The organism is Flavobacterium defluvii (genome assembly GCF_900129555.1).
Lineage (GTDB): Bacteria > Bacteroidota > Bacteroidia > Flavobacteriales > Flavobacteriaceae > Flavobacterium > Flavobacterium defluvii.
In genome coordinates, this window is the sequence record NZ_FQWC01000003.1 from 547,336 (window position 1) to 572,287 (window position 24,952).

At 33.6% G+C, this 24,952-nt stretch carries 25 protein-coding genes; 12 read left to right on the forward strand and 13 right to left on the reverse strand.

What is annotated here, in order from left to right; genetic code table 11:
* Positions 1 to 80: 80 nt before the first annotated feature.
* Complete coding sequence (pyrH, locus tag BUC29_RS09925; protein ID WP_073416024.1) at positions 81 to 788, reverse strand: UMP kinase; 708 nt, start codon at positions 786 to 788, stop codon at positions 81 to 83.
* A 191-nt stretch (positions 789 to 979) separates the two neighbouring features.
* Between pyrH and BUC29_RS09930 the strand changes: the two genes are divergently transcribed.
* On the forward strand, positions 980 to 1,597 hold the full coding sequence (locus BUC29_RS09930; RefSeq protein WP_073415801.1) for a thioredoxin family protein: 618 nt from the start codon (positions 980 to 982) through the stop codon (positions 1,595 to 1,597).
* A 368-nt stretch (positions 1,598 to 1,965) separates the two neighbouring features.
* On the opposite strand, the gene truB is transcribed toward BUC29_RS09930, so the two are convergent.
* The 4 genes from truB to BUC29_RS09950 form a co-directional block, all read right to left on the reverse strand.
* Positions 1,966 to 2,658 carry a tRNA pseudouridine(55) synthase TruB gene (gene truB, locus BUC29_RS09935; protein ID WP_073415803.1) on the reverse strand — a complete coding sequence of 231 codons (693 nt, stop codon included), beginning with the start codon at positions 2,656 to 2,658 and terminating at the stop codon, positions 1,966 to 1,968.
* Positions 2,658 to 3,455 carry an undecaprenyl-diphosphate phosphatase gene (locus BUC29_RS09940; protein WP_073415805.1) on the reverse strand — a complete coding sequence of 266 codons (798 nt, stop codon included), beginning with the start codon at positions 3,453 to 3,455 and terminating at the stop codon, positions 2,658 to 2,660. The genes truB and BUC29_RS09940 overlap by 1 nt, the downstream gene beginning before the upstream one ends.
* Positions 3,456 to 3,542: 87 nt before the next feature.
* Positions 3,543 to 3,800, reverse strand: coding sequence for a DUF3098 domain-containing protein (locus tag BUC29_RS09945; RefSeq protein ID WP_073415814.1), 258 nt, complete (start codon positions 3,798 to 3,800; stop codon positions 3,543 to 3,545).
* Between the two features lie 83 nt (positions 3,801 to 3,883).
* Complete coding sequence (locus BUC29_RS09950) at positions 3,884 to 4,759, reverse strand: cell division protein FtsX (protein ID WP_073415815.1); 876 nt, start codon at positions 4,757 to 4,759, stop codon at positions 3,884 to 3,886.
* Positions 4,760 to 5,101: 342 nt separating this feature from the next.
* Here BUC29_RS09950 and BUC29_RS09955 point away from each other — a divergent pair, with 342 nt between their 5' ends.
* The 4 genes from BUC29_RS09955 (at position 5,102) to BUC29_RS09970 (ending at position 10,480) form a co-directional block, all read left to right on the forward strand.
* Positions 5,102 to 8,146, forward strand: coding sequence for a leucine--tRNA ligase (locus BUC29_RS09955; RefSeq protein ID WP_073415816.1), 3,045 nt, complete (start codon positions 5,102 to 5,104; stop codon positions 8,144 to 8,146).
* Positions 8,147 to 8,573: 427 nt separating this feature from the next.
* Positions 8,574 to 9,422, forward strand: coding sequence for an alpha/beta fold hydrolase (locus BUC29_RS09960; RefSeq protein WP_073415817.1), 849 nt, complete (start codon positions 8,574 to 8,576; stop codon positions 9,420 to 9,422).
* A 1-nt stretch (position 9,423) separates the two neighbouring features.
* Entirely contained in the window at positions 9,424 to 9,897 is a 474-nt protein-coding gene (locus tag BUC29_RS09965) for an RNA polymerase sigma factor (RefSeq protein WP_073415818.1), read from the forward strand.
* Positions 9,884 to 10,480, forward strand: a complete 597-nt coding sequence (locus tag BUC29_RS09970) for a hypothetical protein (RefSeq protein ID WP_084538617.1) — start codon at positions 9,884 to 9,886, stop codon at positions 10,478 to 10,480. The genes BUC29_RS09965 and BUC29_RS09970 overlap by 14 nt, the downstream gene beginning before the upstream one ends.
* A gap of 82 nt (positions 10,481 to 10,562) precedes the next feature.
* Here BUC29_RS09970 and BUC29_RS09975 read toward each other — a convergent pair whose 3' ends face one another.
* Positions 10,563 to 10,958 (reverse strand): hypothetical protein, encoded by a 396-nt coding sequence (locus BUC29_RS09975; RefSeq protein WP_073415819.1) that lies wholly within the window; start codon positions 10,956 to 10,958, stop codon positions 10,563 to 10,565.
* 168 nt (positions 10,959 to 11,126) lie between these two features.
* Between BUC29_RS09975 and BUC29_RS09980 the strand changes: the two genes are divergently transcribed.
* From BUC29_RS09980 to BUC29_RS09990, 3 genes are all read left to right on the forward strand, one after another.
* The gene (locus BUC29_RS09980; protein ID WP_073415820.1) at positions 11,127 to 13,142 is read left to right on the forward strand and encodes a tetratricopeptide repeat-containing sensor histidine kinase; all 2,016 of its coding nucleotides are present in this window, start codon (positions 11,127 to 11,129) and stop codon (positions 13,140 to 13,142) included.
* On the forward strand, positions 13,132 to 13,767 hold the full coding sequence (locus BUC29_RS09985) for a response regulator (protein WP_073415821.1): 636 nt from the start codon (positions 13,132 to 13,134) through the stop codon (positions 13,765 to 13,767). Before BUC29_RS09980 ends, BUC29_RS09985 begins: the two co-directional genes overlap by 11 nt.
* 101 nt (positions 13,768 to 13,868) lie before the next feature.
* Complete coding sequence (locus tag BUC29_RS09990) at positions 13,869 to 14,555, forward strand: zinc metallopeptidase (RefSeq protein WP_073415822.1); 687 nt, start codon at positions 13,869 to 13,871, stop codon at positions 14,553 to 14,555.
* Between the two features lie 231 nt (positions 14,556 to 14,786).
* On the opposite strand, the gene BUC29_RS09995 is transcribed toward BUC29_RS09990, so the two are convergent.
* The 3 genes from BUC29_RS09995 to BUC29_RS10005 form a co-directional block, all read right to left on the reverse strand.
* On the reverse strand, positions 14,787 to 15,257 hold the full coding sequence (locus tag BUC29_RS09995; protein ID WP_012022648.1) for an Lrp/AsnC family transcriptional regulator: 471 nt from the start codon (positions 15,255 to 15,257) through the stop codon (positions 14,787 to 14,789).
* Between the two features lie 230 nt (positions 15,258 to 15,487).
* Entirely contained in the window at positions 15,488 to 16,237 is a 750-nt protein-coding gene (locus BUC29_RS10000) for a uroporphyrinogen-III synthase (RefSeq protein ID WP_071635369.1), read from the reverse strand.
* Between the two features lie 14 nt (positions 16,238 to 16,251).
* Complete coding sequence (locus BUC29_RS10005; RefSeq protein ID WP_073415823.1) at positions 16,252 to 16,920, reverse strand: DUF4271 domain-containing protein; 669 nt, start codon at positions 16,918 to 16,920, stop codon at positions 16,252 to 16,254.
* A gap of 106 nt (positions 16,921 to 17,026) precedes the next feature.
* Here BUC29_RS10005 and BUC29_RS10010 point away from each other — a divergent pair, with 106 nt between their 5' ends.
* The 3 genes from BUC29_RS10010 to BUC29_RS10020 are packed head-to-tail and all read left to right on the forward strand — an operon-like array spanning position 17,027 to position 19,574.
* On the forward strand, positions 17,027 to 17,752 hold the full coding sequence (locus BUC29_RS10010; protein WP_073415824.1) for a polyprenol monophosphomannose synthase: 726 nt from the start codon (positions 17,027 to 17,029) through the stop codon (positions 17,750 to 17,752).
* A 10-nt stretch (positions 17,753 to 17,762) separates the two neighbouring features.
* Complete coding sequence (locus BUC29_RS10015; RefSeq protein ID WP_073415825.1) at positions 17,763 to 19,103, forward strand: dihydroorotase; 1,341 nt, start codon at positions 17,763 to 17,765, stop codon at positions 19,101 to 19,103.
* 9 nt (positions 19,104 to 19,112) lie between these two features.
* Positions 19,113 to 19,574 (forward strand): DUF4296 domain-containing protein, encoded by a 462-nt coding sequence (locus tag BUC29_RS10020; protein ID WP_073415826.1) that lies wholly within the window; start codon positions 19,113 to 19,115, stop codon positions 19,572 to 19,574.
* A 3-nt stretch (positions 19,575 to 19,577) separates the two neighbouring features.
* Here BUC29_RS10020 and BUC29_RS10025 read toward each other — a convergent pair whose 3' ends face one another.
* The gene (locus BUC29_RS10025) at positions 19,578 to 20,579 is read right to left on the reverse strand and encodes an NAD-dependent epimerase/dehydratase family protein (protein ID WP_073415827.1); all 1,002 of its coding nucleotides are present in this window, start codon (positions 20,577 to 20,579) and stop codon (positions 19,578 to 19,580) included.
* 186 nt (positions 20,580 to 20,765) lie between these two features.
* Here BUC29_RS10025 and tyrS point away from each other — a divergent pair, with 186 nt between their 5' ends.
* On the forward strand, positions 20,766 to 22,061 hold the full coding sequence (gene tyrS / locus BUC29_RS10030; protein WP_073415828.1) for a tyrosine--tRNA ligase: 1,296 nt from the start codon (positions 20,766 to 20,768) through the stop codon (positions 22,059 to 22,061).
* Positions 22,062 to 22,129: 68 nt separating this feature from the next.
* Here tyrS and BUC29_RS10035 read toward each other — a convergent pair whose 3' ends face one another.
* The 3 genes from BUC29_RS10035 to BUC29_RS10045 form a co-directional block, all read right to left on the reverse strand.
* A complete protein-coding gene (locus BUC29_RS10035; RefSeq protein ID WP_073415829.1) occupies positions 22,130 to 23,110 on the reverse strand; it encodes a LuxE/PaaK family acyltransferase in 981 nt (326 codons plus the stop codon).
* Between the two features lie 138 nt (positions 23,111 to 23,248).
* Complete coding sequence (locus BUC29_RS10040; RefSeq protein ID WP_073416028.1) at positions 23,249 to 23,587, reverse strand: T9SS type A sorting domain-containing protein; 339 nt, start codon at positions 23,585 to 23,587, stop codon at positions 23,249 to 23,251.
* A gap of 105 nt (positions 23,588 to 23,692) precedes the next feature.
* On the reverse strand, positions 23,693 to 24,880 hold the full coding sequence (locus tag BUC29_RS10045) for a hypothetical protein (protein WP_073415830.1): 1,188 nt from the start codon (positions 24,878 to 24,880) through the stop codon (positions 23,693 to 23,695).
* Between the last annotated feature and the right edge of the window lie 72 nt (positions 24,881 to 24,952).

The window sequence follows — 24,952 nt, forward strand, 5'->3', positions numbered from 1 at the left end:
ACGATGTTATTTTGTTTTTTGAAATTGCTTTGAAAATTATCAGAATTTAGAAAATCTAATCTTCTAACAATCTAAGCAGTCTAAATATTTACTACAGTTCCGATGTTTTCTCCTTCGCAGATTTTCAAAAGGTTTCCAATTTTGTTCATATCAAAAACAACGATTGGTAATTTGTTTTCCTGGCTTAAAGTAAAAGCAGTTGTGTCCATTACATTTAATCCTTTTTTGATTACATCATCAAATGAAATAAAATCAAATTTTACAGCCGAAGCATTTTTTTCAGGATCAGAATCGTAAACACCATCAACACGAGTTCCTTTTAAGATCACATCAGCATTGATTTCGATACCTCTTAAAACCGCTGCGGTATCAGTTGTAAAATATGGATTTCCGGTACCGGCACCAAAAATTACAATTCTTCCTTTTTCTAAGTGACGATCTGCTCTTCTTTTAATATAAGGTTCTGCAATAGACTCCATTTTTAAAGCAGTCTGCAGACGTGTTTTCATTCCTTTGTCTTCAAGTGCTCCTTGTAATGCCATTCCGTTAATAACAGTAGCAAGCATTCCCATATAATCACCCTGAACTCTGTCCATTCCTGCGCTTGCACCTGCAACGCCTCTAAAAATATTTCCTCCTCCAATAACAATTGCAATTTCTACTCCCTTGTCGTGAATCTGCTTAATTTCATCTGCATATTCGCCTAATCTTTTCGGGTCAATTCCGTATTGTAAATCACCCATTAAGGCCTCGCCGCTAAGTTTTAGAAGAATTCTTTTATATTTCATATTTCCTGTTGCGTTAATTTGTGCAAATATAGACATATTCTGATTTTTAAAAATAATGTTTATAAAAAATTAATTTTAGCTGAGATTTAATTTTATAACGACTTTTTTGATTTTTTCGTTTCAAATGTGACAAAAGTCATTCGGGGATCTTCTTAAAATCCGTAATTTTATAGTAAGCAAAATAAACCTCTATGAAAAGTACTGTAGCAAAAGCATTATTCAACAGCTATTCTTATGCTGAATATCGAAAATTAGTTACTGATTTATTATCTGAAGGAAAATCAACCGGAAGCGAGCAGTCTGAAAGTTTGACAAACTATTCGAAGTTGAACGAAGCCAGAATGAACCGACTGGAAAAAACAATTAAAATTTCTGAAGATGTTATTGCAAAACTCCAGCATTTAGACAATCATTATATCTGGCTTGTTATTTCAGAAGGCTGGTGCGGAGATGCGGCGCAGATTCTTCCCATTTTGGATAAAATGGCGCATGCATCCAATAAAAAGATCGATCTAAGGATTGTACTTCGTGATGAAAACGACGAATTGATGAATCAATACTTAACAAACAATGGAAGAGCAATCCCCAAAGTAATTGTGATTTGTAAAGAAGCCGGAATTGTTCGCACACATTGGGGACCAAGACCAAAAGGCGCCACGGAATTAATGGCAAAACATAAACGGGAAGTTGGTGCCATTGATGAAAAAATTAAAACCGATTTGCAGTTATGGTACTTAGCCGATAAAGGCATCTCTGTACAGGAAGAACTGGTCGAAATCATGGAAAATATTAAATATAACAGACTTTAAGACTGATTATTTTTGTAATAAATGTCTGAATCTCTATGGTGATAAAGTGTTGATAGTAAATGTTATAATATTTTTAAATTTTTTAAAAAATAGTATTTATAATACAAAATTTTGTATCTTGCTGTCATAATCCCACTTCTATTATATATTTTTTGATTTACTCTTTTTATTGGTGTCTATTTTCTACTAACAATTAAAAATGCACTATTATGAAAAAGTTATTCGAAAGGTTTTACGATTTTTTCTCCAGGTACTTATTCGGAGCACAAAGAAATGTTCCTCACTATTGATTAGGTACAAATATGGGGTAACACTATTTTAGAAGTTGGCACATTACAGAAGTTTTTATGTAATGTGCTTCTTGTTTTTTATGAAGAAAGACTTTCTTCAAATAAAGTAATATCAATGGCATTTTTTACGTCGTAATCGCCAATTTTAGTTCGGCGTAAAACGGTTAAATGCGAACCTGAATTCATCGCTTTTCCAAAATCATAAGCAAGTGAACGAATATAAGTTCCTTTACTGCATACAACTCTAAAATCAATTTCGGGCAATGCAATTCTTGTAATTTCAAATTCGTGGATAGTAGTTTTTCTGCTTTCAATTTCTATAGATTCGCCGGCGCGTGCATGCTCGTACAAACGAACACCATCTTTTTTAATAGCCGAAAAAATTGGCGGTTTCTGATCAATTTCGCCTAAAAATTGTTTTACCGTTTCATAAATTAAAGTCTCGTCGATATGTTCAGTTGTAAAAGTCTGATCGATTTCGGTTTCTAAATCATACGATGGGGTAGTGGCTCCAATATAAAATGTTCCTGTATATTCTTTTGCCTGCCCCTGAAGTTCAGAAATTTTTTTGGTGAATTTTCCGGTACAGATTAATAAAAGTCCTGATGCAAGCGGATCTAAAGTTCCGGCGTGACCAATTTTGAACTTTTTAGGAAGTCCGACTTTATTAATTAAAAGGTATTTTAATTTGTTGACAGCTTGAAACGAACTCCATTTTAAAGGTTTGTCAATCAATAAAACTTGTCCGTTTAAATATTCTTCAGGTGTCATTATATAATGGTAAGCGGGTGAATGAAAAAATGAATCAATAGTAAAATGATTCCGGCAAGAATTCGGTAATAACCAAAAACCTTAAATCCGTTTTTAGTCAAAAATCCAATAAAGGTTTTAATGGCCAAAAGCGCCACAATAAAAGCAACAATATTTCCGATGATTAAAATATTTATCTGATCGTGAGATAATTCAAATCCGGCTTTATAATAATCATAGCATTTTTTTACAGTTGCGCCCAGCATAGTTGGGACAGCAAGGAAAAATGAAAATTCTGCAGCTGTTGTTCGTGATAATTTTTGTGACATTCCACCCACAATACTCGCACCGCTTCGGGATACTCCAGGAATCATGGCAATACATTGAAATAATCCAATTTTTACGGCCTGTAAATAGGTAATATCTTGTGTAGTTTCAGCAGCATTTGGGTAATTAAACCATTCGTCAACTTTCAATAAAATTATTCCTCCAATTAAAAGAGAAATAGCAACGGTAACGGGATTTTCTAACAAACCGTCAATAAAATCACTAAGTAATAATCCTAAAACTACTGCTGGAATAAAAGCAACTAAAAGTTTAAAATAGAAATCAAAAGTCTGAAAGAAACGTTTGAAGTATAAAACAACAACAGAAAGTATAGCACCAAGCTGAATAACAATGGTAAAAAGTTTAGTGAAATCTTCGTGTGCGATTCCAAAAAAAGAAGATGCAATAATCATGTGTCCAGTTGAAGAAACAGGTAAAAATTCTGTAATTCCTTCAATAATGGCAAGAACGATAGCTTGTAATGTATTCATTATGAATTTTAGATTTTAGATTTTAGATTTCAAACTTGTCACCGAGAGCGAAGTCAAAAGGCTTTCTAATTAGAATCTACAATCTATTTATTTAGATTTTTTGAAAATAGAATAAATCGTGATTCCAAAACCAATTAAAACTGTTGTTGGGGCCAAACGAATACGTCTAAAACTAAAAACATCTTCATTAAAAACATTTGGATTATCACTTCCTCCTCCAGACATTAAAATAAATCCTAATGTAATCACTGCAATACCAATTAATAAGATTTTATAATTGATTCCGTCAAAAAGAAATTCCTGTTTTTGAACTTGTTGTTCTTCTTTATTATTGTTGTTTTTCATTTTTATGTGTTTGTCAGCCTGAGCGAAGTCGAAGGCATTTTTTTTTAATCTAAAATCTGCAATCTAAAATCTACAATCTAAAATTAATAAAGATCGTCGGTTCTTAAATTAAGGAATCTTTGTGTTGCAAAATGTGTACTTACCCAAGTGATTAAAACACCTAATCCGAAAACGGCCAATAACACCAATCCTATTAAGGCTTTATCTTCTAAAATTCCTAAACCAGGGAAATTCGTTTCTACATAGAATAAAAGTCCAATCAAAGCAATAATAGCCAAAGCTGCACCAAGCATTCCTAATTTTACGCTGCGCGCCACAAAAGGTCTACGAATAAATGATTTTGTTGCACCCACCATCTGCATAGTTTTAATGATAAAACGATTGGAGTGAATCGACAAACGCAGTGAACTGTTAATTAATAAAACAGCAATTACAGTAAGGAAACCGCTTATAATCAAAATCCACATACTTACTTTTTTAATATTGTCGTTTACCAGATTTACCAATTGTTTGTCATAAACAATATCTTCAATCATAGTGTTTTGACGTAATGCACTTTCTATTTTCGAAATACTGTCTCTTTCAACATATTCAGCTTTTAGATGAATATCGTATGAATTCAATAATGGATTTTCTCCTAAAAATGTCAGGAAATCTTCTCCAATAATATCAGTATGTTCTTTAGCTGCTTTTTCTTTAGAAACATAAGCATACGATTTTGCAAAAGGAGCTCTTTTCAATTGTGTGTTGAATGCTTTGATAACGCTGTCATTTGCTTCATTTTTGAAGAAAACAGTCATCGCGATTTTTTCTTTAAAATCGTTTGCCAGTTTTTTAGAATTAATAATAAATAATCCCAGAACTCCCAAAAGGAACAAAACCAAGAATACACTTAATACTACCGAAAAATAAGAGGAAATTAACCTGCGTTTTTGAAATTTATCAAAGTTAGAACTCATAGATGCTTAAATTATGTGGTAAAAATAATAAAGAATTTCTTTATTTAAAGTTAATAACAAACTTTTATACTATAAATGTACGATTTGATATTGAATAAAGTTTTTATTTCTACAAAAGCTTTGCATGTAAATTTTAACCGTAAAGTTGGCAAACAATCAATATATACGTATTTATAATGAAAAAATAAGTGTTTTTACCTAATCGAAAATAAGTATTTGTTTATTTTATTTGTTTGTCAATGAAATAGCTTTGCTACAATCCGCAATAAATGTAAATTTGCGGCTTAATTAATTAGTGAAAAGCTTAGAACCTTAGTCACTTAGAATCTTAGTCACTTAGAAATGAAATACAATCCAAACGAAATTGAAGCCAAATGGCAAAAATATTGGGCAGAAAATCAAACTTTTGCAGCAAAAAATAACTCTGAAAAGCCGAAACATTATGTTCTCGACATGTTTCCTTATCCGTCTGGAGCAGGATTACACGTTGGGCACCCACTGGGCTATATTGCTTCAGATGTGTATTCTCGTTTCAAAAGACATCAGGGGTTCAATGTTTTGCATCCAATGGGATATGATAGTTTCGGATTACCGGCTGAGCAGTATGCAATTCAGACAGGTCAGCGTCCTGAAGATACAACACGAGTAAATATTGACGGTGGAGTAGACAAAGAAGGAAAACAAATTGCGGGCTACAGAAAACAATTAGATAAAATCGGATTTTCTTTTGACTGGTCTCGTGAGGTTCGTACGTCTAATCCTGATTATTATAAACATACACAATGGATTTTTATCCAATTATTTAATTCCTGGTATTGTAGAAAACAAGGAAAAGCATTTGATATTTCAGAATTAGTAACTGTTTTTGAAGAAGAAGGAAACAAACTTGTCGAGGCAGTTTGTGATGATAACGTTGCTATTTTCACAGCCGACGAATGGAATTCTTATTCTGAAGATCAAAAAGAAAAAATCCTTTTACAATACAGATTAACGTATTTGGCAGAAACCGAAGTAAACTGGTGTCCAGGCTTAGGAACTGTTTTGGCCAATGACGAAATCGTAAATGGAGTTTCGGAACGAGGAGGCTTTCCTGTTATAAGAAAAAAAATGACACAATGGAGTATGCGAATTTCTGCTTATGCCGAACGCTTGCTTGAAGGTCTAAACGATATTGATTGGAGTGATTCTATCAAAGAATCTCAAAGAAACTGGATTGGGAAATCGGTTGGTGCTTTGGTAACTTTTAATGTGAAAAATCATAATGAAGTAATCGAAGTATTTACTACTCGTCCTGATACTATTTTTGGTGTAACTTTTATGACTTTAGCTCCAGAACATGATTTGGTTGCTAAAATTACAACGCCAGAGCAAAAAGCAGAAGTTGAAGCTTATATTGAAAAAACAGCAAAACGTTCGGAACGTGAGCGTATGGCCGATGTAAAAACCATTTCAGGTGTATTTACAGGAGCGTATGCTGAACATCCTTTTACAAAAGAGCCGATTCCGGTTTGGATTGGTGATTATGTTTTGGCTGGTTACGGAACAGGTGCTGTAATGGCGGTTCCTTGCGGAGACGAAAGAGATTACGCTTTTGCTAATTTCTTTAAAGGCCAAAACGGAATGCAGGAAATCAAAAATATCTTCGCAAATGTTGATATTTCTGAAGCAGCTTACGGATCAAAAGATAACGTTGAAATCGCAGGTTCTGATTTCTTAAACGGATTAAATTATAAAGAAGCAACTGCAAAAGCGATTTTTAAATTAGAAGAAATCGGTCAAGGAAAAGGAAAAACAAATTACCGTTTGCGTGATGCAGTTTTCTCTCGTCAGCGTTATTGGGGTGAACCTTTCCCAGTTTATTACGTGAATGGATTGCCAAAAATGATTGATACACAGCATTTGCCAATTATTTTACCAGAAGTAGAGAAATATTTACCAACAGAAGACGGATTGCCGCCATTGGGAAATGCGGCAGTTTGGGCTTGGGATACAAAACAAAATAAAGTTGTTAATACAGATTTAGTTGACAATGTTTCGGTTTTTCCTTTAGAATTAAACACAATGCCAGGTTGGGCAGGAAGTTCATGGTACTGGATGCGTTATATGGATGCACACAACGAAAATGAATTTGCAAGCAGAGAAGCTTTGGCTTACTGGGAAAATGTAGATTTATACATCGGTGGAAGTGAACACGCAACAGGTCACTTATTATATTCTCGTTTCTGGAACAAATTCTTAAAAGATAAAGGTTTTGCTCCAACCGAAGAGCCATTCAAAAAACTGATTAATCAGGGAATGATTTTGGGGACTAGTGCTTTTGTTTATAGAGTAGAATATGATATAGATTTATCATGGGAAACTGATTTTCCTGCTGGCGAAGGGCAAACAATATCTTTGAAAAAGGTTTTAGTTTCTAAAGGAATCTTTGAGAAAATTGGTTTAGATGGCATTAAGCAATTAATGATTTCTAAGTTAGAAAAGGAAATTTTTGAACCAGTTAAAAATATTTTACAAAATGCTGAAATTAAGATTTTGACTAAAGCAATTAATATTTCAAGTATTACGCCAATTCACGCAGATGTTTCAATGGTGAATTCTTCTGATGAATTAAATGTAGAAAAATTCAAAGCTTGGAGAGAGGATTATGCTGATGCAGAATTCATTCTAGATGAAAACGGAAAATACATTGTAGGACGTGAAGTTGAAAAAATGTCGAAATCGAAATACAATGTTGTAACACCAGATGATATTTGTGATGAATATGGAGCAGATACATTGCGTTTATACGAAATGTTCTTAGGTCCGTTAGAGCAGGCAAAACCTTGGAATACTGCTGGAATTTCTGGTGTGTTTGGTTTCTTAAAAAAATTATGGAGATTGTATTTTGATGACAATGGTTTAATCGTAAACAACGACGAACCAACAAAAGACAACTTAAAATCATTACATAAAACAATCAAAAAAGTGGCGGAAGATATCGAGAATTTCTCTTTCAATACTTCGGTTTCTCAGTTTATGATTTGTGTAAACGAATTGTCTTCTCAAAATTGTCATTCAAGAGCGATTTTAGAGCCGTTAGCGATTTTGGTTTCGCCTTATGCGCCGCACATTGCTGAGGAATTATGGTCGCAATTAGGACACACAACTTCTATTTCTGATGTTGCGTTCCCAATTTTTGAAGAAAAACATTTGGTTGAAACCAATAAAGAATATCCAGTTTCTTTCAATGGAAAAATGCGTTTCACAATCGAATTGCCTTTGGATTTAACCGCAGCACAAATCGAAGAAATCGTTATGAAAGACGAAAGAACGCAAAAACAATTAGACGGAAGAACTCCAAATAAAGTGATTATTGTTCCTGGAAGAATCATCAATTTGGTAGGATAACCAAATTAAATTTCAATATAAAAATTCCAAATTCCAATTTTACGATTGGGGTTTGGGATTTTTTTTATTTTTCTCCGCCACGAATTCACGAATTTTTATTCTCAAAGATTGTAAAAAATAATTCGTGAATTTGTAGCGGAAAATCTTTGCGTGGTCTTCGACTCCACTCAGACTGACAATGTGTGTAGTTTCTCATTGCAAACCTTTGTGACTTAGCGCCTTTGCGAGCAAAAATCTAGCGCTCTTTGCGTAAAATCTTTGCGTTCCTTTCGGTTAAAAACCCTCATAAAAATTGGGATTTGTAATTTTTTTATTAAATTTTTCATTTCCGTTGTAACATTTTAATAGTTGCCGTATCAAAAGCATGGATCCGATTTAATTAACAATTTATTGCTATTAGAATTTTAACAACTTAAAACTATTAAAAATGAAAAAGTATATCATCTTAATTATCGCATTCTTATTCTCAGCATTATGTTTAAATGTTTTCGGGCAAACAAAATCATATCCTTTCGAAGTTCTTAAAACCGGAAAAGGAAAACAATCTATAATCTTCATTCCGGGATTTGCTTCTTCTGGCGAAGTTTGGAAAGACACTAAAATCGCATTCGAAAAAGACTTCACTTGTTATACACTTACAATGTCGGGTTTCGCTGGAATACAACCACAGCCGAATCCATCATTTGAAAATTGGAAAAACGGAATTGCGGCTTATATAAAAGATAATAAAATTGAAAAACCACTCATAATTGGTCACAGTATGGGCGGCGGACTGGCACTTGCTATTGCAGCGGATTATCCGGATTTGATTGGAAAAATTGTTGTGGTTGATGCGCTTCCATGTCTGGCTGCTTTGAGTGATCCTTCTTTTAAATCAAAAGAAAATAATGATTGTTCGGCGACTGTAAATCAAATGACGGATATGAATGAAACTCAGTTTTACGATATGCAGAAACAAATGATGCCAAGACTTTTGCAAGATTCGTCAAAACTGGAAATAGTTGTAAGCTGGAGCGTAAAATCAGACCGAACTACTTTTGGACAAATGTATTGTGATTTCTTTAATACAGATTTGAGAGATAAAATATCCACTATAAAATGTCCGTCGTTAATTTTATTAGAATCTTATTTTATAAATTTAAAACCAGCAATTGAAACACAATATGCAAATTTGAAAACAGCCGATTTTAAATATGCTAATAAAGGTCTTCATTTTATTATGTATGATGACAAAGACTGGTATTTGGCTCAATTAAACACTTTTTTAAAATCTTAAAATGGAATTCGAAGAAATCTACAAAACATATTGGGATAGAATTTTCAGACTTTGTATGGGATTTGTGAATGATTATGATGCGGCTCAGGATTTAGCTCAGGAAACATTTATAATTGTGTGGCAAAAACTGGAAACCTTTAGAAACGAATCTTCTATAGGAACATGGATTTTCAGAATCGCTTCAAATAATTGTTTAAGACAGATTGAAAAACAAAAACGGTTCCCAAAATCAGAACTTCCCGTTCATCTTTCAGAAGAAAAACAAACCTCATTAGAACCTCAGATTCAATTCTTGTACAAATGTATTGCTGAGCTTCCAGAAACAGATCGTATTATTATTTCATTAGAGTTAGAAGATATTAAACAAATTGAAATTGCTAAAATCGTCGGTCTTTCTGAAGCAAATGTGAGAGTGAAAATTCACAGAATTAAAGAAAAACTGACTCAAAAATTTAAAGAAAATGGACATCGATAACAATATAGATTTTAAAGATTTATGGAAAAAACAATCCGTAAGTCAGCCAGATATTCAGGATTTGCTGGCAAGATTAAATAAATTTAAAAAAGCAGCCATGAGAAGTTTATGGATTACAAATATGCTTCTTTTTGCTACAAGTGCTTTTATAATTTTTATCTGGATATATTATCAGCCGCAGTTTGTTTCGACTAAAATTGGAATTGTATTTACGATTCTTGCCATGGTAATTTATTTATTTGTTTACAATAAATTATTAGCAAAATATAAAAACATAGAAGCCGCACAAAGCAATCAGGAATATTTGCAAAACCTGATTTTAATTAAAAAGAAACAACAATTTCTGCAGACTAAAATGATGAGTTTTTACTTTATAGTACTTACTGTTGGAATATGTTTGTATATGTATGAATACGCAAGCAGAATGACATTTTTAGGTGCAGGCTTAACATACGGAATTACGTTGCTTTGGATGGCGTTTAACTGGTTTTACATCCGTCCCAAACAAATTAAAAAACAGCAGGAAAAAATAAACGTTTTAATAGAAAAATTTGAAGAAGTTAATAATCAGTTAGAATTATAAACAAAGAAAGCTTCGTATTACTACGAAGCTTCTTTATCCAAAAACAAAAAAAATTAAACTCTAACCTTTAAAATTTTTTACGTTATAGAGGAAATACATAAGGGGTAAGTACCGCCACAATAATTCCGTCGTTGTTTGCAGTTGCAGTTAATTCTTTAACAACATTTCCGCCAGCATAAATTTTCACAGTAATAGTTTGTCCTGCCGTTCCGCCAGTGCCTCCTACGTTAAGTGTTACACCATTTGTGCCTGCGTCTGCTGTAAATTCTTTAGTCCACGGAAGTGCGTTAATGTTTTCATTAAGTGCATTTCCGCCTTTTTCGATATAAGTTGCATCAAGCTGTCCGGCATAATTTCCCGTTACTTCGTATTTGATGTCTCTTGATGCAGCGCTCGAATCATCGTTGTCGCTGCTGCAAGAAACCGCTGTAAAAGCAAGGGTTAATACAACTGCTAAAGTTTTTAAAATAGACTTCATAAATAAGTTCTTTAATAATTAAATTTCCTTTATAACAAAACTACGGGCTTATTAAAGAGAGGGCAATACCTGATAAAAGGCATTTTGCATTACCTGATTTCAGGTAAAAGCGAAGTGATTTTTTTTTTAAAGTGTTTTAATTTAATAAATTTGGCCAAATACCACTTTATGAAGAAAATCTGCTTTTTAATCCTGTTTCTATTTTTATCCGCCGTTTCGCATTCACAGGTTATTCTTTCATTAGACGACGATTCTGTTTACATAGACAGTATTGCCAAGGTTACAAAAAGCACAAAATCAGATAGTTTAAAATCACTTTACAGTTTTCGGTTATCCAAACTGTATTTAATGGTTCAGGACGTTAAAAAATCAAAAGAATATTTAGCACAGGCAAATCGGCTCAAATCCAAATTTCCTTTTTTAAACGATATTGCAGTCTATTACAATTCTTCTTCTTTTTTAGAAAAAGGCGACGTAGAAGGTTTTGAACAAGAACTTCTTAAAGCAAACGAAAGACTCAAAAAGTATTATAATACAGATGCATACAGGCTTCGCGCCGTCATTTTGCAAAATTACGGCATTATGCAGCAGCGTAGGAATAATGAAAAAGCCTATATGAAACTTTTAATTAATGAAGCGATTCCGGTTGCCAAAAGAAGCCGTGATTACGAACTAATAAGCGGTTTGTACAAAGCGGTTGCCATTATTTTTATGAATACAGGAGAGCGCGAAAAAGCAGGAGAATATTTAAACGAAGCTCAAAAGTATATCGAAAGAGCAATTAAAAAAACACCAACGCTTGCCGAGTCCAGAATAGAAACTTATATTATTAATGCAGAAAACCTGGTCGAGTTAAAACATTATTATGATGCGGGAAAAACATTGGATAAAGCATTTTCTGTTTTAAAAGATTTTCCCGAATCGAACTTAAACGATTCTTATTTTTATTCAGAGGGATTGTATTATGCCAATTTAAATAAAAGTTCAGAAGCATTAGAAAGTTATAAAAAAGGTATACAATCTGCACAAAAACATCATAATACAATTGCTTTAAACCGATTAAAGTTTGCCGAATATGAAGTGCTTTTTAAGCTGAGAAATTATAAAAAAGCAAAAGCCAATCTGGATTATCTTTTAGAAAATACTGATATCATTGGCGATAAAAAGAATTATTATAACGAAATGGCAAAGGTTTATAATGCTACAAAAGAGTATGATAAAGCTTATTACTATTCGCATAAATACAATATTATAAACGACAGTTTAAACAATACCAAGTTTAAAACCGAAATCGTAGAGCTTGAAGCAAAATATAAAAAGGCCGAAAGCGAGAAAAAAATTACTTTGCTGCAGTCGCAAAATGAAAAAGCCGCTTTGATGGTCAACAACAACTGGCTCAATTCTGTGCTTTTTGCTGTATTGTCTTTCCTTTTATTTCTTACCGTTTTGTTTTTGTGGATTTTCAATAAAAATCAAAAAAAGCTTAGCATTCAGAAAGAAATAAATCATGAACAAGAATTAAAAGCATTTGAAAATAAACACAAATTATCGGTTTCTAAAGCGTTGATCCAGGGTGAAGAAATAGAGAGAAAAAGAATTGCCCGAGATCTTCACGACGGATTGGGAAGTATGCTTTCGAGTTTGAAAATTCATTTAAATCTTTCCAAAAAAGAAAATATTGAAACGATAAATAATGTAGATACTCTGCTGGATAAATCGATTAAGGAACTTCGGAATATTTCGCAGAATTTAATGCCCGAAACTTTATTAGAATTGAGTTTGGAACATGCTTTAAGAGATTTATGCGCTGCAAATTCTAATTCTGTTACTAAAATTGAATTCCAATATTTAATTAAAAAATCAAAATTGTCGAAAAATGACGAAATAATGATTTACAGAATTATTCAGGAACTTTTAAATAACGCTTTAAAGTATGCCAAAGCTTCGCAGGTTTTGGTTTCGTGCTCTCAAAATAAAGATGTGTTTTTTATTACGGTAGAAGATAACGGCGTTGGTTTTGATGTTGCTGAAGCAGAAAAGAAAAACGGAATGGGTCTGAAAAATATTAAAAACCGTGTAGAATTTTTGAACGGAAAATTAGAAATCGACAGTGAGATAAATCAGGGAACTTCTGCTTATATTGAATTAACTGTTATCAAAGAAAATCAGGAAAATGAGGGATAAATATAAAATGATTGTGGTTGATGATCATCCAATCGTGATTTCGGGAATTGCCGGATTGCTTTCGGATTTAGAAAATGTTCAGATTGTAGAAAAAATGCAATCGGGAGTTTCGCTTTTGGATTACATCGAAAACAACGAAGTAGATTTGATTTTGATGGATATTTTTCTGCCTGTAATTACGGGAATTGATTTGTGTAAAGCAGTGAAACAAAAATATCCGCAGGTTATTATTATCGGAATGAGCAGCCAGTCTGAACGAAGTCTTGTCATGCAGTTTATTCAAAATGGCGGAAATGGTTATATTTTAAAAAGTGCCTCTTTTGATGAATTTAAAAATTGTATCAATAAGGCAATTGATGGCGAAATTGTATTTAGCGATGATGTTAAAGCAATAGTAAGCCAGCCAATGTCAGAAGATTTAGATACAATTCCGAGTTTAAGCAGAAGAGAAAAAGATATCGCCATTTTGCTTTCAAAAGGAAAACAAACACAGGAAATTGCTGATGAACTTTTCCTGAGTTTTTTAACCGTACAAACGCACCGCAGAAATATTCTTCAAAAATATAAAACCAAAAATGTAGCCGAATTAATTACACTACTGCTCAAAAATAATCTGTTAGATTGAAAATTTGTCTCATAAAATGCCAAAATGACATTTTGTTAAAATGGTTCATAATTTGATGTTTGTTTTGTAAATTTAAAATTCAATCAAAAAAAGAGAAAATTATGGGACCTGGATATTTAATACTTGCCGGAGCTATAATGTTGTTTAGCTGGATGGTAAGTGCAAAACTTAAAAGTAAATTCGAATTATACTCTAAATTACAGTTACGAAACGGAATGAGCGGTAGAGAAATCGCTGAAAAAATGCTGGCTGATAACGGGATTACAGATGTTCGCGTTATTTCGACTCCGGGTCAGTTAACAGATCACTACAATCCATCGGACAAAACAGTTAATTTGAGTGAAGCAGTTTACAATCATCGAAATGCTGCTGCGGCCGCGGTTGCAGCGCACGAATGCGGTCACGCGGTTCAACATGCAATTGGTTACCAATGGCTGGCGATGCGATCTGCATTAGTACCGGTTGTAAGTATCGCTTCAAATTTTGTACAATGGATTTTATTAGCAGGAATCCTAATGATTAAAGTTTTTCCGGGATTATTATTAATAGGAATAGTGGTTTTTGCAGCTACAACATTATTTTCAATCATTACACTACCTGTAGAATACGATGCAAGTAACAGGGCTTTGGCGTGGCTTGAAAACAAACACATGCTTACGCAGGAAGAACAAGCCGGAGCAAAAGATGCTTTAAAATGGGCAGCAAGAACTTATCTTGTGGCAGCTTTAGGTTCTATCGCAACGCTGCTGTACTATATCTCGATTTATGCGGGAAACAGAAGGAACTAATTTTTTAATTGAGATAATTAGTCAATTAGATAATTTATGGCAAACCCGACAGGTTTTTAAAACCTGTCGGGTTTTTTTGCATATCTGTATAAATTAAACTGGACTGAAGTCCAGCTCTACAATATGGATCGAGCCAAGGCTCTTTAATTGTTCCAAAGGAACATATTATCTTGTAGGGCTGGACTTCAGTCCAGTTTAGGATAATAAATCAAATTGATACATTCTCTAATTTTACAATTGAATCTGTCTGTCAATCTGCTGATCCAGAGAAATAAAAGTTTCTGTTCTTGAAACACCTTCAATTGCCTGAATTTTGGTATTTAATAGCTGCATTAAATGTTCGTTATCACGACAGATAATTTTAATCAAAACCGACCAGTTTCCGGTTGTATAATGACATTCCAGAACTTCCGGAATTTTTCTTAATTCTTTTACGGCTTCAGAATTTCGGGAGGCTTTGTCCAGATAAACTCCAATAAAAGCCATGGTGTTGTAACCCAGAACTTTGGGATTTACAGTAAACTTGGATCCTGAAATTACACCGGATTGTTCGAGTTTTTTTAAGCGTTGATGAATCGCAGCTCCTGAAATGCCTATTTTGTTGGCGATTTGTAAAATAGGTTTTCGGGCATCGTCCATAAGATACCGAAGGATTTCTTTGTCGATTCCGTCAATTTCGATTAAAAGGGAGTTGATTTTCATAACTTATAATTTGAAACTATTTCTAGTGATTTGGTTTTGAATAGAAATCAAATGTAATTAAAATGCGCTGAAAAACTTAATATTAAAACTCAAAATTCTAATTCAAAATTAAAATAACCCAGTGGTTTCAGTCACTGAAAAAAGATAAAAAACTGAGTAAAAACAAAAAATTCCAAATCCCAGTAAATAGCTGGAATTTGGAATTTTAAAGATTTTAATATTTTGAAAGGTTATTTTCCTTTGTTTGCTTCTGCAATATATTTTTCTAGAGCCATTGTCATCGAAGGTGTTTCTGGAGTTGGAGCAAGAATATCAATTCTTAAACCGTGATCCAGAGCTTCTTTTTGAGTTGTGCTTCCAAATACAGCGATTCTGGTATTGTTTTGTTGAAAATCCGGGAAATTTTTAAATAAAGATTTAATTCCTGTTGGACTAAAAAATGCTAAAACATCATAATAAACATCTGCAAGATCAGACAAGTCACTCATTACAGTTCTGTAAAAAATAGCTTGTGCCCAGTCAACTTTTAAGCTGTTTAATGTAATAGGAGCATCGGCATTTAATTGGTCAGATGCAGGAAGTAAGAACTTCTCGTCTTTGTACTTTTTAATAAGAGGAGATAAATCTGCAAAATCTTTTGCTCCAACGTAAATTTTACGTTTTCTGTACACAACATACTTTTGAAGATAAAAAGCTACTGCTTCAGATTGACAAAAATATTTCAATCCTTCAGGAACTTTGTAACGCATTTCATCAGCCACTCTAAAAAAATGATCTACAGCATTTCGACTTGTTAAAATGATCGCAGTGTAATGATTAAGATCGATTTTTTGTAATCGAATCTCTTTTGCGCTAACCCCTTCCACATGAATAAATGGTCTGAAATCAATTTTTATTTTGTGTTTTTGTTGGAGCTCAAAGTAAGGAGAATTCTCCACTTTAGGTTCAGGCTGTGACACCAAAATTGTTTTCACTTTCATATTATAAACATTTTCTAAGCACTCCCTTTTGTTATCCAATAATAAAGAAAATAATAAGGCGCTATTTCAAGAGCGCAAAGATATAAAATAAAATAAAATAACTTACCGATTATTACGTTTTGATATGTTTTAATTGAAATAAAATAAGAGTACAGGCTGATACACAGTGAAATGCCTATCGTTACTAGCGGTACAATCGCCGGAATATTGTCATAATAGAATAAAATAGCGTTAATTGGAAGGATAAAAACGCCAATATAAGTTCTGTAAGTAACTTTTTGCAAATTAAAAAGCTCCATAAAGTCGTCGATGTTGAATGCAGCAGCGACAATTTTCTCAATTAAATATTTTGCCAGAATAAAATAAAGCAGGAAAGTTGCGATTTGAATGAACAAAATATAATCGGTTTTTGATGCCTTGTTGTAGATGTTCATTGTAAGCAAAATAAAAAATGCAAACGAAATAACCTGCACAAAAAACAAACCAACTGTAAAGCTGCTTTTCATGTGGCTGTTGTCACGATAAATTTTGGCATACTTATCTGAAAAAATAAGTTTACTAAATTCTGAAAAACGAGTTTCATAAGCCGATTTTGTCATAGCGACAACCGCAAAGGTAAGGACAAATAAAGCAGTTGCCCAGTCTTTGTTTTCAATAATTCGTGGATGAAGGTGTTCAATCATAGCGTCACAAAATTAGTAATTTTTTGCATCAATAGTTTTATTATATATTTATTATGAACCAAATGCTATAAAAAGTTTACTTTTGCGGTGAAATTACCGAGAAATAATGAGTGATAGTATTGTCATAATTCCCACATATAACGAAATTGAGAACGTAGAAAGTATAGTAAGAGCAGTACTTTCACAGCATAAATCTTTTCATCTGTTAATAATCGATGATAATTCTCCGGATCACACCGCCGATAAAGTGATTGCTTTACAGGAAGAATATCCGGGAAGATTATTCCTGGAAAAAAGAGCAAAAAAAGCAGGTTTAGGAACCGCTTATGTTCATGGTTTTAAATGGGCATTAGAACATAAATATGATTTCATTTTTGAAATGGATGCCGACTTTTCGCATAACCCAAATGATCTTGAAAAACTATACGATGCCTGCCATTTTGGTGGGGCAGATTTAGCCATCGGTTCGCGTTATGTAAAAGGTGTAAATGTAGTAAACTGGCCCTTGAGCCGTGTTTTGATGTCGTACTTTGCATCGGTTTATGTCAAATTTATCACCGGAATGAAAATTCACGATGCAACCGCAGGTTTTGTTTGTTATAAAAGAGAGGTTTTGGAGAAAATTAATCTCAATAAAATAAAATTTGTTGGATATGCGTTTCAAATCGAAATGAAGTACAGAACTTATTGTGCTAAATTTGAAATAAAAGAAGTCCCGATTATTTTTACAGACAGAACAAAAGGCGTTTCAAAAATGAGTAATGCTATTATTAAAGAAGCTATTCTGGGTGTAATTTCCCTTCGATTAAAAAAATTAGTCAATACATTATAAAAGTAGAAACATGAACAGGATTTTAATAAAAAATGCCAAAATTGTAAACGAAGGATCTATTTTTGACGGAGATGTTTTGATCGAAAATGATTTAATAGTTGAAGTTGCAGACAGTATCAGCTTAAAAACATCTGACTGTATTGTTATTGATGCCGAAGGAAATTATTTAATACCGGGTGCAATTGACGATCAGGTACATTTTAGAGAACCGGGATTAACACACAAAGGCGATATCGAATCTGAATCGAGAGCGGCAGTTGCCGGTGGAATCACTTCTTTTATCGAACAGCCAAACACAGTTCCAAATGCTGTTACTCAGGAAATATTAGAAGATAAATATCAAATAGCGTCTCAAAAATCATTTGCGAATTATTCGTTTATGATGGGCGCAACCAATGATAATCTGGAAGAAGTTTTAAAAACAAATCCAAAGAATGTTGCCGGAATCAAAATTTTCTTAGGTTCTTCAACCGGAAATATGCTGGTTGACAGAGAAGAGACTTTAGAAAAAATTTTCTCAAGCACTCCAATGTTAATTGCAGTACACTGCGAGGATGAAACTACAATTCAGAATAACTTAGCAGAATTCAAAGAAAAATATGGCGATGATGTTCCGGTAACGGCTCATAATTTAATTAGAAGTGCCGAAGCGTGTTATCTTTCGTCTTCAAAAGCGGTGGCTTTGGCAAAGAGAACAGGAGCAAGACTTCATATTTTTCATCTTTCTACTGCAAAAGAAATGGAATTGTTTACCAATAAAATTCCGTTAGAAGATAAAAAAATTACAGCTGAAGTTTGTATTCACCACCTTTGGTTTACGGATGAAGATTATAAAACAAAAGGAAATTTCATCAAATGGAATCCTGCTGTAAAAACTGCCGAAGATCGCGCTGAACTTTGGAAGGCTTTAAATGACGGACGAATCGATGTTATTGCAACAGATCACGCACCGCATACAAAAGAAGAAAAATTACAATCGTATTTAAAAGCGCCATCCGGTGGACCGCTTGTACAGCATGCAGTTGTAGCAATGTTTGAAGCGCACCACCAAGGAAAAATCAGTGTGGAAAAAATCGTAGAGAAAATGTGCCATAATCCGGCTAAGATTTTCAAAATCGAAAAAAGAGGATTTATCAAAGAAGGTTATTTTGCCGATTTAGTAATCGTAAATCCAAGTCTGCCTTGGAGTGTAAATCATGATAATATTTTATACAAATGCGGCTGGTCTCCTTTTGAAGGAACAACTTTTAAATCGAGAATTACCCATACTTTTGTAAACGGAGAATTGGTTTACAATAATTTCAAAGTAAAAGATATCCGCGCCGGGAAACGATTATTGTTTGACAGATAAAAAGCTAAAATGAAGAATTATTTACTAATACTATTGGTTTTGTTTCTTTCTGTAAGTTGTAAAAAACAGGTTGTAAAACAGCCCGCAAAACTTATTGAGAAAGATAAAATGATTGATATTATGTATGATTTGTCTCTTTTGGAAGCAATGAAATATCAGCATACAGAATTAATAGATTCTACAGAAACAGATCCAACAAAGTTTATTCTAAAAAAATATAAAGTTGACAGCCTGCAGTTTGCACAAAACAATATGTATTATGCATCTGATTATGAAAGCTACAAAGATATGTTTGATGAAGTTGATAAACGCTTGAAAAAAGTAGAAAGAGCAACAGATTCTATCGTAAAAATTGAAGAGAAAAAAGCGGCCAAAAACAAACCGAAAACGCCAAAAGATTCTATAAATAGACCTGTAAGTAAAATAAATATCGATTCGATAAGAAGACAAATGAGAACACCTGGAAAATAGGTTTTATAATTTTGAAATGTCTTTTATATATTGATGTACATCTAAAAAAACCGTTCCCAGAGCGGTTTTTATTTTTTCATTAGAATACAAATTTTTCGAATAAGAAGCTTTTGCAGTTGCTTTTGTAAGGCGTCTTTTTTGGAAAAACAAAGTCGAAAATATTCCATCGGCAATCCAAAGGAAATTCATTAAAAGCGGTTTAGCATGAAGATGCGGTCTTTTTACTTTCAAAGCATCGGCAATTGTATCCAGGATATCTTTAAAAACAATATTATCGGCAATTAAAGTAAAACGTTCGTTTTTTATATCGCTTTTCATTAATTCAAAAGCCGTTTTTACAACATCATCCACAGTAATAAAACCAGTATTTCCGAGTGTGTAAAACGAAAGTCCGTTGGCAACTCTGGTATACAGTTCATCACTGCCTTGTTTGTTGCTTTTAGTTTTTGGTATTGGGCCAAGAATTACGCCGGGATTTACAATAATAACATCTAAGCCTTCCTGATGTGCGCGCCAGACTTCCATTTCGGCACCATATTTAGAAATGGCATAATCACTGTGCGGTTTTTCCGGATTCCAGTCGGTTTCTTCGGTAATATAAGTTTCGTGTGCAGCTAAATCTCCGAGAGCGGCTATTGAACTCACAAAACAGAATTTTTTGATTTCTCTTGCAATAGAAAAATTGACCATATTGGCCGTTCCTTCGATATTAGTTTTTCGAAGTGCTTCTTCATCTTTTGGATCAAATGAAATAAAAGCGGCGCAGTGATAAACATAATCAATATCTGCAAAAGCAATTTCGAGAGAAGGGATGTCTAAAATATCGGCTTCAAGCCATTCTATTTTTTCAAACAAATCAGCTTTTTTGTACAATTTAAAAACCGATTTTGTTTTTTGAATATTGCTTTCGTTTCGGTAAATAGCCCGAACAGTTTCTCCATTTTCTATTAAATGAAGTAATAAATGTGAGCCCACTAAACCTGTTCCGCCAGTTACTAATACCATTTTGTAAAGATAAGTTTTTTGGCTTTAAGGTGCAAAGTTTCAAAGGCGCAGAGGTTCAAAGTTTTTATTGATTTTTAAATTGATATTGCTATTTGTTTTTTGCAATTGTCCTTTGACATTTACATTAATATTGTTTTTTTGACATTGCCATTGTCATTGACTATATTTGCGCAAAATATTTTAAAAATGAAGAATCTAGTTGAAGAATTAAAGTGGCGCGGTTTATACCATGATAGCATGCCAGGAACGGAAGAACAATTGCTAAAAGAGGTAACGTCGGCATATATTGGTTTCGATCCAACGGCAGATTCGCTGCATATAGGCAGTATGGTTCAGATTATTTTATTGGTTCATTTAAAGAATTTTGGTCATCAGCCAATTGCTCTTGTAGGAGGCGCGACCGGAATGATTGGTGATCCTTCCGGAAAATCTGATGAAAGAAATTTGCTGAACGAAGAAACTTTAGCTAAAAATGTTGCCGGAATCAAAAGTGTTCTGTCTCGTTTCTTAGACTTTAATTCAAAAGAACCAAATGCTCCAATTATGGTAAATAACTATGATTGGATGAAAGAATTCTCGTTTATAGATTTTGCCCGTGAAGTTGGAAAACGTATTACGGTAAATTATATGATGGCGAAGGATTCTGTTAAAAAGAGAATTAACGGAGAAGGTGAAGGAATGTCTTTCACAGAATTTACATATCAATTAATTCAGGGATACGATTTTTATCATTTATATAAAAACAATAACTGCCTTTTGCAAATGGGAGGTTCTGATCAATGGGGAAATATTACCACTGGTACAGAATTAGTGCGTAGAATGGGTGGAGAAAGTGCAAAAGCTTTTGCATTAACTACGCCATTAATTACAAAAGCAGACGGATCTAAATTCGGAAAATCTGAAGGTGGAAATGTTTGGCTTGATGCTGATAAAACTTCTGTTTACAAATTTTACCAGTTTTGGGTAAACGCTACAGATGCTGATGCTGAAAAATACATCAAAATCTTTACTTTCTTAGATAAAGAAACTATTGATGGTTTAATTGCTGAACATCAGGCTGCTCCGCATTTGAGAGTTTTACAAAAGAAACTGGCTGAAGAAATTACAATTTTTGTTCATAGTAAAGAAGAGTTGGAAAAAGCAATTCAGGCTTCGAATATTTTATTTGGAAACTCTACTGCTGAAGATTTGAAGAAATTGGATGAAAAGACTTTCTTGGAAGTTTTTGACGGTGTTCCGCAAGCTGAAATCGCAAAAGCTGATTTAGAAAACGGATTGGATATTATCTCGGTTTTAAATGAAAAAACCGGTTTCTTTAAATCAAACGGAGAAGCGAGAAGAGCTTTAACAGCAAATTCTATTTCTGTAAACAGAGAAAAAATAAAAGAAGATTTTGTTTTGACTACAAATGATTTGATTAATAATCAGTTTGTTTTATTACAAAGCGGAAAGAAAAATTACTTTGTGATTAGAGTTGTTTAACTGTTTAATCGGTTAATTGTTTAATCGAGTTTGAAGCCGATTTAACGAATAAAAAATCAACGATTAAACTATAAAACCATCAAATTACACCCACGAATATCAGAATTATCAAAACGTCCCAATACTTCAAAAGAGTTGTTGGGATTTTTTTTGCCTAAATCCTGCGTTGCGATAAATGAGCACGAATTTATGTTAGCCAAATCAATAACATTTATTCCGCCGGTTTTTCCATCTTTCACGTAAGTGAGAGCATCTTCTGGATCGCGAACTAAAATATGCATCCATGAAGGGCATTCAAAAACACCTTCACCAAGAGAATAGGCCTGCGCTAAAAGCTCCGTCATTCCGTATTCTGAATGAATAGAAGAAACGCCAAAACCTTTGCAAAGTATTTCATGCAGTTCTTCACGAATCATTTCTTTGCGTTTTCCTTTCATTCCTCCTGTTTCCATAATAATGGTATTTTGAAGGTTGAATTGATGCTTTTCGATCAAACCTAATAAAGCATACGTAACGCCAATTAAAATTACATTTTGACCCGATTCATCAAGTTCGGTTAGTTTTTTAATTAGATCATCATGATTATGCAAATAAAACCCGCTTTCGGGCTGATTGGACAGTTTTATCAAATCTTCGACCATATAAATAAGTGAAGATCCCTCGCGCTCTAAATAAGACGGCAAAAGCGCTAAAACAACATAATCTTCGATGTTGCCATAAAATTGAGAAAACCCTTTGCGGTAACTTTCCTCATATAGGGAAACATCGGTCACTAAATGTCGGCTGGTTACCATTCCTGTGGTACCGCTGCTGGTAAAAGTTACCTGAGCAGGGTTATCGTTAGAAACCACATTGTGGCTTTTAAAAAACTGAATGGGTAAAAATGGAATTTGCTGTAATGACTTTACCTGCTGTACATCAGTTTTTAAAAAATCACAGAAATCGCGATATACGGCATTATTCGCATATTGGTAACGAAACACTTTTAATGCTGTTTTTTCAAATTGTTTTTGGCTTGAAATCGTAAATATATCGCTGGCTGTAATCAAAACTTATTTTTTGTACAAAGATATTTAATTTTTAGTTTTCAGTCTCGGTTTTCAGTGGTCAGTTTTGCCGTATTGTAGAAACTGAAAATCGCAGTAGGACTAAAAACTAAAAAGCTCCTGAAAAGGAGCTTTTTAGTTTTATCTGATAATAAGTTTTCTTGTTGAAGAAGCATTTTGTTCGCTTATTTTGATGATATAAACACCTGGTACTAAATCTGAAACATTCAGTTCTCGTGAAGCTAAATGCGTTTGGAGAACTCTTTTTCCCAGAATATCAAAAACCACAACTTCTTTTTCTAAATCATTTTTAGAAGAAATATATACTCTTCCGCTGGTAACTGGGTTAGGGTACAAGCTTAGTCCCTCAATACCTGCAGCGTCCTGAGTTTTTGGTAATTGCTTACTGTCTTGTGCCGAGACACTTACAGTAAAGAAAAAAGCCAATAAGAATGTAATATAAAAGTAGTTTTTTGCCATCGCATTTATTTGTGTAAGTAAATATACAAAAAAAATTACAAAAACTACGCCAAAAAAAAACATCCTAATAATTTAGGATGTTTTTAACAATTTTATTGAGGATGCTTATTTGATTAAGCTTGCTCCATCAACTGTAGCCCAAGCTCCAGTAGTTAATGAAGCTCCAGTAGCTGTAGTACTTGTTGTGAAAGTTCCAGTTGGGAAAGAAACTGTAAATGTATCATTAGCAGCAACAGGAATTACATTTGTAGTGTTGCTAATTTTAACATTTAAAATTTTGATTTTTCCAGTGTTAACCTGGTGAGTATTTGTTGCAGCATCTAAGATACTAACTACACTACCTTTGTAAGTAGTAGTTCCAGTTGTGAAGTTTCCGTAGCCATCAACAATGATATTGCTGTATTCTCCGTTACCTTCTCTTTTGAATTGGAAAGCATCAACTTGGTTGTCTCCAACTTCAGGAACGTTTCCAGCTTCTCTTTTTAAAGTGATGTTAGTTACTTTTGGTCCGAAAGCGTTATCATTTGCAGAAGCTTCGATTTCCATTCCGTAGTTACCTTTTCCAGTTTGGTAAGCGTACCAGTTTGTGTTTGCAGTACCTTGCCATCCATCTTGCCAGTCAAATGCATCATCATAGTTACCATAAGAAATAGCGTTTGTCATACTTACAGTTCCTCCGAAGAATTCGAATCCGTCGTCAGCACCTTTGTAAGCTACTAAGTGATCTAAAGTTGTTCCAGAACCTACAGAGTAGAATGTGAAAGCATTGTTTTCTTTTTGTCCGTCAGCTAATTTAGCCCCAGCGTATTCAACTCTTACATAGTTTAATGAACCACCATTATGAGTTGCATTAGTTCCTCCGTAAGAAATATTGTTTCCATCCTCAGAAGTTGAAGAAGTTCCTCCACCAGCAACTTTTGCAGGTGCATCACCGTACATGATGATTCCTCCCCAAGAACCTGGAAGTTTAGATTTTTCTGTAAATACAACTGGTTTATCAGCAGTTCCGTTGATGATTAATTTTCCTCCGTTTAAAACAACTAAAGCATTATCTCCAGTAGCTTTGTCTATAGTAATTGTCGATCCTGCATCAAAAGTTACCGTTACACCAGAGTTGATTTTTACAATTCCTTTTAAAGTGTAGTTTCCGTAAGCATAAGTTTTGTTAGCAGTAATTGGTCCAGTAATTTCTCCAGATGCAGGTGTTGGTGCAGGTGTTGGATCATCACTACTAGAGCAAGAATTTAAAAATAAACTCGCAGCAAGTGCTAAAGCAAAAAATTTAGTTTTCATAATTTGTGTGTTGTATTATTTCGTTTTTATAGTGCCAAAATTAGGCGGTTAATCTTTTTAAGGTGTTATCTG

Bases quoted from the DNA above. Each gene is read 5' to 3' on its own strand.
- tyrS (WP_073415828.1), top strand. From the start codon at position 20,766: ATGAAGAATCTAGTTGAAGAATTAAAGTGGCGCGGTTTATACCATGAT.
- BUC29_RS10045 (WP_073415830.1), bottom strand. From the start codon at position 24,880: ATGAAAACTAAATTTTTTGCTTTAGCACTTGCTGCGAGTTTATTTTTA.
- BUC29_RS09930 (WP_073415801.1), top strand. From the start codon at position 980: ATGAAAAGTACTGTAGCAAAAGCATTATTCAACAGCTATTCTTATGCT.
- BUC29_RS10020 (WP_073415826.1), top strand. From the start codon at position 19,113: ATGAAGAATTATTTACTAATACTATTGGTTTTGTTTCTTTCTGTAAGT.
- BUC29_RS10005 (WP_073415823.1), bottom strand. From the start codon at position 16,920: ATGATTGAACACCTTCATCCACGAATTATTGAAAACAAAGACTGGGCA.
- BUC29_RS09990 (WP_073415822.1), top strand. From the start codon at position 13,869: ATGGGACCTGGATATTTAATACTTGCCGGAGCTATAATGTTGTTTAGC.
- BUC29_RS09965 (WP_073415818.1), top strand. From the start codon at position 9,424: ATGGAATTCGAAGAAATCTACAAAACATATTGGGATAGAATTTTCAGA.
- BUC29_RS09970 (WP_084538617.1), top strand. From the start codon at position 9,884: ATGGACATCGATAACAATATAGATTTTAAAGATTTATGGAAAAAACAA.
- BUC29_RS09955 (WP_073415816.1), top strand. From the start codon at position 5,102: ATGAAATACAATCCAAACGAAATTGAAGCCAAATGGCAAAAATATTGG.
- BUC29_RS09945 (WP_073415814.1), bottom strand. From the start codon at position 3,800: ATGAAAAACAACAATAATAAAGAAGAACAACAAGTTCAAAAACAGGAA.
- BUC29_RS10000 (WP_071635369.1), bottom strand. From the start codon at position 16,237: ATGAAAGTGAAAACAATTTTGGTGTCACAGCCTGAACCTAAAGTGGAG.
- BUC29_RS09960 (WP_073415817.1), top strand. From the start codon at position 8,574: ATGAAAAAGTATATCATCTTAATTATCGCATTCTTATTCTCAGCATTA.
- BUC29_RS09950 (WP_073415815.1), bottom strand. From the start codon at position 4,759: ATGAGTTCTAACTTTGATAAATTTCAAAAACGCAGGTTAATTTCCTCT.
- BUC29_RS10040 (WP_073416028.1), bottom strand. From the start codon at position 23,587: ATGGCAAAAAACTACTTTTATATTACATTCTTATTGGCTTTTTTCTTT.
- BUC29_RS10025 (WP_073415827.1), bottom strand. From the start codon at position 20,579: ATGGTATTAGTAACTGGCGGAACAGGTTTAGTGGGCTCACATTTATTA.
- pyrH (WP_073416024.1), bottom strand. From the start codon at position 788: ATGAAATATAAAAGAATTCTTCTAAAACTTAGCGGCGAGGCCTTAATG.
- BUC29_RS09975 (WP_073415819.1), bottom strand. From the start codon at position 10,958: ATGAAGTCTATTTTAAAAACTTTAGCAGTTGTATTAACCCTTGCTTTT.
- BUC29_RS10015 (WP_073415825.1), top strand. From the start codon at position 17,763: ATGAACAGGATTTTAATAAAAAATGCCAAAATTGTAAACGAAGGATCT.
- BUC29_RS09940 (WP_073415805.1), bottom strand. From the start codon at position 3,455: ATGAATACATTACAAGCTATCGTTCTTGCCATTATTGAAGGAATTACA.
- BUC29_RS09985 (WP_073415821.1), top strand. From the start codon at position 13,132: ATGAGGGATAAATATAAAATGATTGTGGTTGATGATCATCCAATCGTG.
- BUC29_RS09980 (WP_073415820.1), top strand. From the start codon at position 11,127: ATGAAGAAAATCTGCTTTTTAATCCTGTTTCTATTTTTATCCGCCGTT.
- BUC29_RS10010 (WP_073415824.1), top strand. From the start codon at position 17,027: ATGAGTGATAGTATTGTCATAATTCCCACATATAACGAAATTGAGAAC.
- BUC29_RS09995 (WP_012022648.1), bottom strand. From the start codon at position 15,257: ATGAAAATCAACTCCCTTTTAATCGAAATTGACGGAATCGACAAAGAA.
- truB (WP_073415803.1), bottom strand. From the start codon at position 2,658: ATGACACCTGAAGAATATTTAAACGGACAAGTTTTATTGATTGACAAA.